Source organism: Opitutaceae bacterium TAV5 (assembly GCA_000242935.3).
Classification (GTDB): Bacteria; Verrucomicrobiota; Verrucomicrobiia; order Opitutales; family Opitutaceae; genus Geminisphaera.
Map to the genome: position 1 here is coordinate 6,534,539 of CP007053.1, position 12,022 is coordinate 6,546,560.

Below are 12,022 nucleotides of genomic sequence, written 5' to 3' on the forward strand. Positions count from 1 at the left end.
TACCAAGGTCAACGCGCCAGCTCGCATTCGATCCAGGCACGGGTGCTTTCCTGCTGGTTCTGCGTTTCCAGAATCGCGCTGAGGCGTTCGCCCAGACGCTGCCGGTCGATGCCGGTGGCGTATCCGAGGAGCCCGATCGCGGCGGCGGCGGGCAGATCCTGGCGGGCGATGTTGAGTCGGGCTACATTGGCCTGGCGGACCAGGTCCTGACGCACGGCCTTGCCGAATTCAGGAGCGATGACCGCCTTGAACGCCTCCACCGAACCGGCGGGACGGACGAGAGCGTTGTTGGCGTTCTCCACGATACGGGCGGTGTTGGTGCCGAGGTTGTTGATCTGGAATCCGTCCACGTAGCCCTCGACCACGGGCACAAACGGTTCCACCTCGGGGGTGAGCCTTGCGCCGACAACCGCCGGGAGCCATGAGCTCAGTTCGGTGAAGCGTTCGTTTTCCCGGCGCGAGGTGAGAAAGCGCAGGAAGTCGATCGCCCGCTCACGGTTGGCCGTCTGGAGAGGGATGCCGAAGCTGAGGCTCGTCGTCGTGGCAGCCTCCGATGCCGGACCGAGAACGTTTCCCCCGTAACGGGGATTGTCGCGCGCGGGGATCGGAAGATTGAAGACAGCCAGCGGAAACGGCGCCTGCTCCCGGAAGCTGGGCGCGTCGTAACTCCCGGTCGCGATGAGCAACGCGCGGCCCTGTACGAAATAAAACGTGGCGTCCTCTCGCGGGATTTGCAGGTAACCGGGCTGGAGGCGCAGGCCGATGTCGCGCGTGATGGCGAGGCCGTCGACCACGGCCGGCGTGTCGAGCGACCAGTCACCGCGGAGGTAGCTGACGCCGAGCTCCACGGGATCGCGCTGCATCGCGTAATTGCGCAGCGCGGTGGTCGCCAGTTTCTGCGTCTGGCTGGTGGCGAACTTGTAGATGATGAGCGGGCCGTTGAGCTTCGATCCGGCGACGGGAATGAGGGGCATGTTTTCCCGGCGGGCGTACTCCTCGACGCGGTCGCAGACGGCGATGAATTCCTCAAACGTGCGGGGCGCGGGCGTGTCGCCGAGAATGCGTTTCCAGAGCGAGGCGTTGTAATAGACGCGCACCGTGTGCATCGACATGGGCACGCCGTAATACTCGAGGAGATTGGGCCGGTAACTGAAGCCGCCGACGAGGCCGTCGACAAACGTTTCGCGCCAGGGGACGGCCTCCAGATCGGTGCCGGCATTCCAGGGGTTGGGTTGTTCGACGTAATCGGTGAGCGGCAGGAAAAAGCGGCTCAACATTTCGTCCTCGGCGTTGCGCGGCATCTTGCCGAGTTCGATCAGATCGGTGGCGGTGCCGCCGATGAGCTGGGTTTGCAGCCACTGCGTATACGTACGCTCGGGAATGGCGAGCTGCTCGACGCGTACCTCCGGGTGGAGCTTTTCGTACTCGCGGGCGAGCGCGTCGAAAGCCGTGCGCAAGCCGCTTTCGAGCTGCCAGTGGGCGAAACGGATCACCTCGCGACCATCGGCTCGCTCATCCCGCGAGCGGCTCATCACGCGCACGAGAGCAAACATAAAACACCCGGCGAGAAGCAGCAGGCCGAAAAGGTTGGTGATGCGGGTGCGGTTCATGGTGAAGCAGGCGCAACGGACAAAGCGGCGGCGGACGGCAGGACCGTCACGCGGAAGTCGTCGAAGTCCGCATGGTTGTCACGCTGTGGCTGATACGCGGGTCCCGATCCGCCGTGGAACGTGCTGAAGTAGAAATGATCGATCTGCCAGGTGTGGCCGGCGAGCCGCCAGCGCATGTCGTGGCGCTCGAGCGCGAGGCGGCCGTCCACCCACACTTGCAGGGTTCCGTCGGGTTCGCCGGGAGTGTTCAGCCTGATGCGTTGTTTGAGCGTGTGCCACTGGCCGGGACGGAGCGTGCCGGCACGCCCGAGGCGGAGGCCGTCGCCGTAGCGGTCTTTCTGTCCGGAATGGTAGAGGTACAGGATCAGTCCGCCTTCGGGATGCCACATGTAGCGCGCACTGAAACCGTCCGGTGACGGACGCCCGCCGGTGGCGCCCGAGCCGCCGGCAAGGCCGGGCAGCTTGCCGCCCCGGGTCCAGTCGAAACCGGACTCGAAGCGCACCCGGTATTCCGCCGTGGCCTCGTCGGAGGCCGGCAGCGGCGCCCGCCAAGAGGCGCCGCTGTGGGGAGAATTGGTCCGGCCGGCCGGATACAGGACACGGATGAAGGTGTTCACGCCATCGCCCTCCTGCTCCTTCACCACCGTCACGCGTTGCTGCTCCAGGCCCTGTTCGGGACGCGTCACCTTCCAGCGGGCCGCCAGCCAGGATGCCGGCAAGGGTCCGGGAGCGGCAGCCTCGAAATCATCGTGTAGTCCGCCGGCCGCTACCGGGAGAAGCCCGGAGAGGCAAAAGGCGGCAATCGACACGAACGGGGGAAATTTCATGCAGGAGAAGGCGTGGCTCGGGTTGTCAGCCCGTTTTTCCGACGGGACGAATGACGGTCATGAAACGGGCAGCCGCGCGCGGTTCGTCGAGCTCCAGATAAAAACCGGCGCGGCGGGCCGGCGGCGGCAGATCGGGCGAAGATCCCTGGTAAAGCGTGAACGCTCCGCCGCCGGTAACCGCGAACTCCACGCGCATCACCACCCCGTCCGCAAATTCGACATCGACCGAAGCGCGGTCCCGGCACGAGGCGGCCTGCACGTCCTGCCAGTACGTGAACGTCTTCGTGCGACCCTTCGCAAACTCCGCCGCGCTCACCGGCCGGAAGACGGTTTCGCTCCCCGCCTGCGACGGACGCATTTTCCCCTGCAAATGCAGCGATAGTCCCAGGCGCGCGGTCACGGCCGGATCCGTCAGCGCAACGCCGGTTTCCTCCACCAGCGCATCCCCGTCGATATGGAGACGCCGATCGGCCTTTACCCCTGTGCCCGAGCGCAATGACTCCGGCGCGTTCTCCCAGCCCCACGGAGGCATCCGCGTGTTGCCGGCCGGCCAGTAGCGGGATTGCCCGGCCTCGACAATGCCGGCCTCCGGATCGAAGCAAACGAGTTTTCCCGGATCCCAAGTGCGCTGCCCCTCGCCGTCGATCAGCGGCACGTTGTGGTTGAGGCCCCGCCGGTAATACCACTGCGTGCTCTGCGCACCGTAGCCCACATTGCCCGGATCATGGCTGATATCGGTGCCGTTCCACGACGCTGACCAGTTGAGCGCCTCGCTCTGCCGGTGCGACTCGAGAAGTTGTCCGTAGTGGAAAAATACCTGCCACGGACCTTTCCGGAGCAAGGCAAAACGGGTGGATTCCATGTTGCGCGAAGTCACCTCCGGCAGGGCATCCGAGGCGCGTTCGAAACCGGCGATCTGTTCGGGAGGGTCGACCAGCGCACTCCAGGAGCGTTCGTCCGATTTTGCGGCGTGCCGGAAGCCGAGAGGCGTGGGCCAGATGCGGTAAGCACGGGCAAACCATCCGGAAGGCACCCGCGGCCGCCCGCCATTGTCCGCCGGGTTGGGAATCGTGCCGTCGGGAAACCGGATGTAAAGCGGAGCGATCATCAGGTTCTGCACAATCGTCGCCTCCCTCGCGATCCGGTCCTGCCGCCCGATGAGGCCCGCAAAGGTAAACAGCGGAGCGGTGGCCATGACGATGAAGTCGTTGTAGCCCATCGACTGCTCGAACCAGAAATAGTCACCGGTCACCCCGCGGTCGATCTGGGCGCGCAGTCCGAACGGCCCGCCCATTGCCTTGTCCAGCAAACCTTCATCCCCGTACAGCAGGGCGATCTGCGCCTGGGCGGCCCGCTGCCAGGTGGCGATGTTATGGATGAAACCATAGGTGCGGCCAAGCAGTTCGGCTTCGGGGCGAAACAGCTTGTCCAACCACGCCTGCCTCCGGACAGGCCCCGCGTAGTCGAAAACCGGACGCGCTGCCTCGACAAGGCGTGACACGATCACGGCGTCGTCGAGGCTCTGGTAACCCAGATGCGAATTCTTGCGCTGCGCCACACCCTTGCCCCACGAGTTATAGTGATCGGCGTAGAAATCGAGCTGGGCGCACACCCATTCGGCATAGCGCTTGTCACCGGTGAACTGATACACCGATGCGATTTTTCCCATTTCGAGGGCATGCCGCTTGCGAAAAGCGCCGACCCAGGCCCGAAAGATTTTGGGATTTTCACTCCCGGACACAGCGACTTTCTCGCCCGAATGACTCAGAATCACTCCGGTCTCTTCCCCCGGTACATCCTCGGTCCAGACCAGCCACGCACCGCTGGCCGGGCTGATGAAATCGTGGTTCCAGCCTGCCTCCCAACCGGCGCGGTCGCGATTGCGGGCCATCCATGCGTCGGCCGCCGCCCGTTGTTCATCGGTCCATGTTTTCCATGCCGGATCGGTGGCGACGCGCCGGCGGGCTCCCTCCCAGTCTTCACGAGGCGTACGGTATGCCGAACCATCGGGCTGGATGATCTTGAAACCGGCGAACACCTTTTCCGGATCCGGCTTGGGAAACACCGGAACGGGCGCGACAGCGCCTGACGTTGCCGACGGACGAGTCGCGCCGGCATCGGTCGGAAACTCGCTGGCGGCGGATACCGGAGCGGCGGAAACCGAAAAATCGTCGAAATGGGCCGTCACGCGATTGCCGCTGAATGAATGCACCCACACGGCGGCAAACGCCGTCTCCGCCGGGGCCGTGCCTGCCAGGGTCAGGGCGGTCCAGTCTTTCGCCCCGGGAGGGATGACCCGAAGCAGCTCCTTGCCGCCGGATGAAGAATCGGGACGAATGAGCTTCCGGCTGGCGTCATAAAACTGCAGATACACCGCGATGCCGCCGCCTTCGACGACCCGTGCATGGAAATCGAGCCGGTATGTCTCGCCTGCTTTCGCCGGAAGAAAATCCGAGCGCGCGCTGCTGCCTGCCTGCGTGTCTGCATCGACGACCAGCAGGCCGAGCTTTCCCGTCCGCGCAGCCTCGGGCGCGACCCGGCTCATGCCCTTGTCGGCCGCCGGGATGGTCCAGCGGGCGGCGCCCTCCTCGAAACCGGAATTCGGGAATGGCAGCAGGCCGGCAGCCGGGAGGCAAAAGGGCGCGGCGAGCAGCAGCAGCAAAAAGGCGCGGGGCAGGAGCAAGATGAGCGATGTCGGGAGCGTGAGGCGGAGGGATTTTTTCACGGTAAAAAGGCGGGGAGTGGAATCGGGAAAAACGCGCGGCCACGTTTTCCGACGTGGCCGCATGAGGAAAATCAAAATCGGACGCCGTCTTTATCCGACACGGCGGAAGCGGCGGTATGTGAAGAGGAGTAGTCCGAGTGCTCCAGCGAGGATGAGGGCGGTGTGCGCGGGTTCAGGAATGTTATTGGGTGCGGGGGTGTTCACGGTGAGGTTGGTGAAGCGGATTGTCTCGTAATAGTTGGTCTCGGTTCCAGTGGTGTAGAGATAGATTTTGAAGGTCACGGCGGATGTCACTGCGCTGAAATCGACTCCGCTGACGCTCGTGAGATCGAAGGTGGCTGTCCCGCCTTGGCGTATGCCACTGCTTGTTTGGCCTAACATGGAGGAAGTGCCGATGGTGTAATCTTGGCCTCCAAGCGATGCCACCAGCGCAAAGTTGGCTTCGAATGCATTATACGTGGTAGTGGCCGGAGGGGTGGGAGAAATATTCTGTATAATCATGTCGAATGAGACCGAGCCCATGCTAATGGTCTGCTCTGCCTTGGGTGTCAGTGTGAACGCGAAGTAGCGGGTACCGGTCAGCGCGTCGGCAAGATTGGTCGCCAACAGGGCGGAACCACCCGACGTCACTGAACTCAGGCGTGAAAAGGCCTGTCCGTTGCTGCCACTGAAGCCGAAGTTTCCAGCAGCGGCTCCGTCAGCGAACGCTGTCATACTTTCAGCGGTGATGCTTGGGGCGACATTGCTCGCCACACCAGCCAGATTGGTCGAATTCAGTCCGTAAGTCACGAGGACGTCCTCGGCGGAGAGCGTGGCGGTGGCTGCCGAGAGCAGGCAGACTGCAAGGGCAGGAATAAGTGCGCGTGGTTTCATGTGAGGATAGTGTGCGTGGTTTGTGTTTTCTGGCGGTGTGAGCGGGTTGTGATGGGCAGGGGAAAGGGTAGCGGTGTGTGGAGGGAAAGAATCATTCGTTTCTCGGCTTGGGCCAGCGGTAGGAATTGTCGGCGAAAACCGTCAGTTGCTCGAATTTGAACCATTTCACCGAGCAATCGACGTAACCGGCGAACATGCCGGACAAGGGGATGTTGTTTCCATCGGCAGCCTCGGAGTAGCCGAGTGTTTTTTCCGAGGATTTGAAGGCGAGCGTGCCCCATATGGCATAGTCGAGCGGAGGGTTGTTGAGGTCTTTGAAGAGCAGTCCGTATTTTTCCGGGGGGCGGCCGGATGATGTGCCTTCGTGGGTTCGGTGGAAATATGCGAAATGGACGTTGGCCTTCGGTATGCCGCCCCCGGCCTCGACCTCGCGTTGTTGTTCCGGGTTATAAACGTCACTATATTTGCTCAGCGCATCCGAGGCGAAGAGGGAAACGAAGCGGTCTCCAAGATAAGGGCGCAGGGTTTCATTGTATGCGGCAGCTGGATACGAATGCGGAAATCCGGTATATTGGGGCGCATCCGCGGTGCCGGCGGTAAACGGGGGGCGGCCCTTGTTGTCCTGCCCGTAGGTTATCGTGGCGATAATCGCTTGCCGGAGCTTGCTGATGGTTTGTGCGCGTTTGGCTGTTATCCGGACTTTTCCGACGGTCGGCACGATGATGGCGGCGAGGATGCCGATGATGGCGATCACCGTCAGCAACTCGATCAGCGTAAAGGCCGGATTATGGTGGCAGCGGATATGTGCGGGGGGGCGGGTAAACATGGGCGGGTGGTGTTTAGCCGAGACCGTATCCGCACAATCGCACCACGAAAGCTCCAACGCTGCCAAAATCAGGGGATAAACCAGGGAAAAACGGTAGTCTCCCCCGCGATGTGCAGCAGGGCGGGTGGCTCGTGTTTACCCGGAAACGCAGGTCACGCTCTCGACCGCCGGAGTTTCCGCAGACGGCAACATCCCGGCAGCGGACGCCGGAGCCCATTCCACCCGTCCGGACGGTTCGGGCAAGCCGAGCGGCAGGCAGCAATGCCAGGCGATCCGGTGCGCCGTGAAATCCAGCCAGCCGGGAGGATATTCCGTCCAGCCGTGTTGCTTGAGGATGAGGGCGCGCGCCACGGAAAGATACAGCACCTCTGCCTGGAAAAGCTGAAACCACGACTCCACGTCCTGCCTGTCGAGAGAAGGAGAAACCTGCCGGAGTCGTTCGAACACCTGTTGCCGGGGTCGTTCGACGAGTTCCCGGATCAGGGAGCAGGCCTGCCGGTTGCCGTCGGTCAGGGCATGCAGGAGCAGGCCGTTCAGAAGCGGAACCCGTCGCGGGCCATGGCAGACTTCGAGAAAGTCGCGCACCACCTTCCGCAAGGCATCGGACGCCGCCTGCGGAGTCAGCCGGGCGGAGCCGGAAACGAGCGGATCAAACAGCGTTTCCAGCCCCGATTTTTCGACCACGTGATAACGGATCGTTTCCTCAAAGAGTTTTTCCTTGGTGCCAAAATGGTAGACCAGAGAGCTCAGGATGATCCCGCCCTCTTTCGCGATGCCACGCATGCCGGTTTCGCCGTATCCGTTGGCCGCAAACACCTGCCCGGCGGCCTCGAGGATCCGCAATCTCGTCCGCTGGCCATTCGCATGCACACGAGCGGGTTTCTCGATATCACTTCTGGTCATTTCCATGGTAAAGGTCGGCAACGTTCAGACGGCGATGCGCACGACGCAACACAATTGCATAATTATGGCGTTATCTGCCATCCCCGGCCTGCGAGAGAGCAGGACCACAGAGTCATCGCTCATTCAGAATCTGGCCGCGAAGGAGCGTAAAAATCACTCTGCCCGTCGTGAATCTCCCGCGCGCTTATAAGCGCGATGGAGGGTTTCATGCGCCTAAGGATTTTTGCGCTCTTTCGCGGCCAATGGATCGTCTCTCCGGCTCTCCGGTGTTCCCCTGGCGGGTGCCGTCGTCACCACTCTTCGAGTCCGGACTCCTCCGGACCGGAGGCATCGGCGTCCTCGTCGGCATCGGTTTTTTCGCGGGTCTTCCACTTCGGCTCCACGGCTTCGCCGCGGGCGGCCTTGCCGCGATAAGGGGTGCCGGGTTCGTGCTTCGGTTTGCCGACGAGTTCGAAGTACACCGGACAACCGGACAGACCAAACTCTTCCACGATGCCCGCTTCCAGGTAACGACGGTAGTTTTCGGGAAGCCGTTCCTCGCGGTTGCAAAAGATTTTGATGCGAAACGGACGGGTGCCGGTCTGGGTGCAGTAATAGGCGCGGAAGCGGCGGCCGCCGATGGCTGGCGGCGGGGTGCGGTCGGTCAGGTGGCCGATGAGCTGGTTGAGCTTCGCAGTGGGGATTTTTTTATCGAGAAGCCGATGGAGCCGCACGGCGGCGTTGAGCATCCGGTCGATCTCCATGTCGCCGAGCGCCGACACAAAAATGACCGGCGATCCGGGCGTGAAAAAGAGCCGGTCGAAAAGCGCCTTTTCGTACTTCTCGCGGTAGTCGCGCTCGTTCTTGTAGCCGCGGATGCCCTCCGGTTTCCGGAATGCTTCCTGCACGAGGTCCCACTTGTTGACGATCACGATGATCGGCTTGCGCTCCTTGATGGCCTCGCCGGCAATGGCCTTGTCCTGCTGGGTGACGCCATCGAGGGCGTCGAGCACGAGAAATACCACGTCGGCGCGCTGGATGGCGTCGAGCGAGCGCAGGCGCGAGAAATACTCGACCGGCGAAGCGAGCTTGGTCTGCGCCTTGATGCCGGCGGTGTCGATGAGCAGGAACGGATACTGGCGGCCGTCGCGTCCGCAGAAACTGAAAGGCAGCTCGATGGCGTCGCGCGTAGTGCCCGGAACATTACTGACGATGAGACGATCGCTCTTGAGGAGACGGTTGCCGAGCGAGGACTTGCCGACATTGGGACGGCCGATGAAACAGACGCAAAGCGGATCGGCGGAAGAGCGGCGGCTGAAACCGGGGAGACCTTCGGGGGCGGACACGCCGGCTTCGCCAGGGTCGGTTTCGCCTTCGGCGGCGGGCGGCGGACCGAGACGGTCGAGGATCGCGGCCCGGAGTTCGGGTTCGCCGTTGCCATGCTCGGCGGAGATGCGCACCGGTTCGCCAAGCCCGAGGCGATAGACCTCGGCGAGGTCAATCTTCTCGTCGTTGAAGTCAGCCTTGTTGACGACGAGGAGCACGTCTTTCTTCGACTTGCGCAGCATCTGCGCGATGCGGGTATCGAGCGCGGTGAGTCCCTCGAGGCCATCGACGACAAACAGGATCAGGTCGGATGTGTCGATGGCGAAAGCGACCTGTTTTTCGGACGCGGCGATGAGCTCGACGGTGGACTCGCCGCCCTTGAGCCCGAGTCCCCCCGTATCGAGCAGCGTCCAGGCGCCGTCGGCGATCTCGGTGGAAATGACGTCACGCGTGACGCCCGGCTGGTCGTGCACGATGGAAATGCGACGACGGGCCAGCCGGTTGAAAAGGCGGCTTTTTCCAACATTGGGACGGCCGACAATGGCAACGGTGCGTGACATGGTTTGGGTGATGTGTTTTCCGCGGATTATTTTCCGGCGAGAAGCTGGTCGAGCGCGGCCTGGTCAACCTCGCCCTGGACGGCATGCAGGTGGTGCAGGACATCCATGCGGTCGTCGGGGCCGCAGGTGGAGATGTCGAGCATCCAGTCTTCGGTTTTGGGAGCGGCCACGATGACCTCGTCGGCCCAGGCGATGACCTCGGCAGCGGCCACGAAGCCTCCGGTGAGGCCGCGGATGTAGTACTCGGCCATGGTCTTGTTGTTCGGTTTGTCGGATGTCTGGCTCATGATTGATCGGTCGGGTTTTTGTATCGGATAATTGATGACCGGCGGGTGTTGCTGCCGGAGCCGGGTGAAGGGCTGCCGGCGGCTGAGGGCGTCGGTGTTTTATTATACGCCGTTGACGAAGCGCTCGATGCGGTCGCAGGCGTCGATGAGTTGTTCGTAGCTGGTGGCGAAGCAGGCGCGGACGTGGCCGGTGCCATTCTCGCCGAAGGCCGTGCCCGGGACGACGGCGACCTTTTCCTTTTCGAGCAGGCCGACGGCGAATTCCTTTTCCGTGAGGCCGGTGCCGGACACGTGCGGGAAGGCGTAGAACGAACCGCGTGGCGAGTGGCAGGTGAGGCCGATTTCGTTGAAGCGGCGCACGACGAGGTCGCGGCGGCGGTGGTATTGCTCGCGCATCTTGCAGACGTTGTCCCAACCGCGTTGCAACGCCTCGAGCGCGCCCTCCTGGGCGATGATCGAGGCGCACATCATGGCGTACTGGTGGACCTTCATCATGGCGTCGATGAGCACGGCGGGGCCGCAGGCGTAGCCGATGCGCCAGCCGGTCATCGCGAAGGCTTTGGAAAAACCATGCAGGAAAATCGTGCGCTCGGCCATGCCGGGCAGGCTGGCGATGCTGGTGTGCACGCCGTCGAAGGTGAGTTCGGAGTAGATCTCGTCGCTGAGGACGAGGAGATCTTTCTCGCGGACGAATTCGGCGATCTTCGTGAGCTGTTCCACGCTGCAGGTGCCGCCGGTGGGGTTGCACGGGAGGTTGAGCATGAGGATCTTCGCACCCGGTTGCCAGGCGGCGCGGAGGGCCTCGGCGGTGAGGGCGAAGTTGTCCTTCGCATACGTCGGCACGGCGATGCCGATCCCGTGCACGAGCGAGACGCTCGGATGATAGGAGACGTAGCAGGGCTGGTGATACATCACCTTGTCGCCCGGGTTGCAGAAGGCGCGGAAGGCGAGGTCGAGCGCCTCGCTCACGCCGACGGTGACGAGGATCTGGTCTTCGGGCCGGTAACCGATGCCGAAGTGCTCGCCCACGTAGGTCGAGATCGCCCGGCGCAGCTCGATCAGGCCGAGATTGGAGGTGTAGTAGGTCTTGCCGCGCTCGAGGGCGTAGATGGCGGCCTCGCGGACGTGCCACGGGGTGACGAAATCGGGTTCGCCCACGCCGAGGGAAATCACGTCCTGGCCTTTCATTTTGGCCACCAGTTCGAAGAAATCGCGGATGCCGCTTTTGGGCAACGAGGCCACGTGGCCCGCTACCCAACGTTTCGGGTCGTCGGTGCTCATATCGGAAAAATGTGTGTTGCGACGGTTTTACGGAGTGACGTTGAGACGGACCGACGGTCCCTCCTCGACGTTGAGCAGGAAGCCCTGCTCCTTGTAGCAGCGCAGCATGAAGTGCGTGGCCGTGGAGAGCACGCCTTCGACCGTGCTGAGTTTTTCCGAAACGAAAGCGGCGACCTTCTGCAACGACTGGCCCCGTACGAAGACGAGCAGGTCGTACGCGCCCGACATGAGGTAGCAGGACTCGACTTCGTCGAAACGCGCGATGCGCTCGGCAAAGCGGTTGAATCCTCCCCCGCGTTCCGGAGTGACCTTGACCTCGATGACGGCGCGGACGGCGGCAGCGGCGGCGGTCTCCTGGGAGAGATCGAGCACCGGACGCCAGCCGAGGAAGATTTTATCTTTCTTCAACTGTTCCAGGTGCTGTTCGACTTCGGGGACGGACAGGCCGGCCACCTGCGCCATTTGCGCGGTGGAGAGACTGCCGCCTTCGAGTAACAGCTTCAGAACAGGGTTCATAGGGTGCCGACATTCGCAGGAGGCGGGCCGTGTTGACGAGGGGAAAATCGCATGAAAGCGCGAAGAACGCAGGAAGATGAAAAAACCTTCAAAAAGTGTCTTTACACGCTGCGGGGGATTTATCTTAGTCCGCCTTCCTCTTTCTCAGTCAGTCATTTTATTGCTCAGGTGGTGGAATTGGTAGACACACACGTTTGAGGGGCGTGTGCCGAAAGGCGTAAGGGTTCGAGTCCCTTCCTGAGCACCAGTTTAAAAGCCGCGCCAACCAGCGCGACTTTCGTATGTTACGAAACTGACGAGATCCGGAAC

General features: G+C 62.6%; 11 protein-coding genes and 1 tRNA gene. 1 reads left to right on the top strand and 11 read right to left on the bottom strand.

Going from position 1 to position 12,022, the window contains the following annotated elements:
• Nucleotides 1-8: 8 nt before the first annotated feature.
• The 11 genes from OPIT5_27570 to OPIT5_27620 form a co-directional block, all read right to left on the bottom strand.
• Nucleotides 9-1,610, bottom strand: a complete 1,602-nt coding sequence (locus tag OPIT5_27570; GenBank protein ID AHF93409.1) for an ABC transporter substrate-binding protein — start codon at nt 1,608-1,610, stop codon at nt 9-11.
• Nucleotides 1,607-2,437 (bottom strand): hypothetical protein, encoded by an 831-nt coding sequence (locus OPIT5_27575; GenBank protein AHF93410.1) that lies wholly within the window; start codon nt 2,435-2,437, stop codon nt 1,607-1,609. Before OPIT5_27575 ends, OPIT5_27570 begins: the two co-directional genes overlap by 4 nt.
• A gap of 25 nt (nt 2,438-2,462) precedes the next feature.
• The gene (locus OPIT5_27580) at nt 2,463-5,225 is read right to left on the bottom strand and encodes a heparinase (GenBank protein ID AHF93411.1); all 2,763 of its coding nucleotides are present in this window, start codon (nt 5,223-5,225) and stop codon (nt 2,463-2,465) included.
• Between the two features lie 27 nt (nt 5,226-5,252).
• Nucleotides 5,253-6,035 (bottom strand): hypothetical protein, encoded by a 783-nt coding sequence (locus tag OPIT5_27585; GenBank protein ID AHF94815.1) that lies wholly within the window; start codon nt 6,033-6,035, stop codon nt 5,253-5,255.
• A gap of 91 nt (nt 6,036-6,126) precedes the next feature.
• On the bottom strand, nt 6,127-6,861 hold the full coding sequence (locus OPIT5_27590; protein AHF93412.1) for an N-terminal cleavage protein: 735 nt from the start codon (nt 6,859-6,861) through the stop codon (nt 6,127-6,129).
• 135 nt (nt 6,862-6,996) lie between these two features.
• Entirely contained in the window at nt 6,997-7,764 is a 768-nt protein-coding gene (locus tag OPIT5_27595) for a TetR family transcriptional regulator (protein ID AHF93413.1), read from the bottom strand.
• Nucleotides 7,765-7,788: 24 nt separating this feature from the next.
• Entirely contained in the window at nt 7,789-7,887 is a 99-nt protein-coding gene (locus OPIT5_27600) for a hypothetical protein (GenBank protein ID AHF94816.1), read from the bottom strand.
• Between the two features lie 167 nt (nt 7,888-8,054).
• Complete coding sequence (locus tag OPIT5_27605; GenBank protein ID AHF93414.1) at nt 8,055-9,629, bottom strand: GTP-binding protein; 1,575 nt, start codon at nt 9,627-9,629, stop codon at nt 8,055-8,057.
• Nucleotides 9,630-9,655: 26 nt separating this feature from the next.
• Nucleotides 9,656-9,880, bottom strand: coding sequence for a hypothetical protein (locus OPIT5_27610; protein AHF93415.1), 225 nt, complete (start codon nt 9,878-9,880; stop codon nt 9,656-9,658).
• Between the two features lie 138 nt (nt 9,881-10,018).
• On the bottom strand, nt 10,019-11,197 hold the full coding sequence (locus OPIT5_27615) for an aminotransferase A (protein AHF93416.1): 1,179 nt from the start codon (nt 11,195-11,197) through the stop codon (nt 10,019-10,021).
• Nucleotides 11,198-11,224: 27 nt separating this feature from the next.
• On the bottom strand, nt 11,225-11,713 hold the full coding sequence (locus OPIT5_27620) for an AsnC family transcriptional regulator (GenBank protein ID AHF93417.1): 489 nt from the start codon (nt 11,711-11,713) through the stop codon (nt 11,225-11,227).
• A gap of 162 nt (nt 11,714-11,875) precedes the next feature.
• Between OPIT5_27620 and OPIT5_27625 the strand changes: the two genes are divergently transcribed.
• Nucleotides 11,876-11,960 (top strand) — tRNA-Leu (locus OPIT5_27625).
• Nucleotides 11,961-12,022: the final 62 nt, after the last annotated feature.

What these genes read in the sequence shown, in the direction of transcription:
- OPIT5_27570 (AHF93409.1), bottom strand. Translation starts at nt 1,610, where the DNA reads ATGAACCGCACCCGCATCACCAACCTTTTCGGCCTGCTGCTTCTCGCC.
- OPIT5_27575 (AHF93410.1), bottom strand. Translation starts at nt 2,437, where the DNA reads ATGAAATTTCCCCCGTTCGTGTCGATTGCCGCCTTTTGCCTCTCCGGG.
- OPIT5_27580 (AHF93411.1), bottom strand. Translation starts at nt 5,225, where the DNA reads ATGCGGCCACGTCGGAAAACGTGGCCGCGCGTTTTTCCCGATTCCACT.
- OPIT5_27585 (AHF94815.1), bottom strand. Translation starts at nt 6,035, where the DNA reads ATGAAACCACGCGCACTTATTCCTGCCCTTGCAGTCTGCCTGCTCTCG.
- OPIT5_27590 (AHF93412.1), bottom strand. Translation starts at nt 6,861, where the DNA reads ATGTTTACCCGCCCCCCCGCACATATCCGCTGCCACCATAATCCGGCC.
- OPIT5_27595 (AHF93413.1), bottom strand. Translation starts at nt 7,764, where the DNA reads ATGACCAGAAGTGATATCGAGAAACCCGCTCGTGTGCATGCGAATGGC.
- OPIT5_27600 (AHF94816.1), bottom strand. Translation starts at nt 7,887, where the DNA reads ATGAGCGATGACTCTGTGGTCCTGCTCTCTCGCAGGCCGGGGATGGCA.
- OPIT5_27605 (AHF93414.1), bottom strand. Translation starts at nt 9,629, where the DNA reads ATGTCACGCACCGTTGCCATTGTCGGCCGTCCCAATGTTGGAAAAAGC.
- OPIT5_27610 (AHF93415.1), bottom strand. Translation starts at nt 9,880, where the DNA reads ATGGCCGAGTACTACATCCGCGGCCTCACCGGAGGCTTCGTGGCCGCT.
- OPIT5_27615 (AHF93416.1), bottom strand. Translation starts at nt 11,197, where the DNA reads ATGAGCACCGACGACCCGAAACGTTGGGTAGCGGGCCACGTGGCCTCG.
- OPIT5_27620 (AHF93417.1), bottom strand. Translation starts at nt 11,713, where the DNA reads ATGAACCCTGTTCTGAAGCTGTTACTCGAAGGCGGCAGTCTCTCCACC.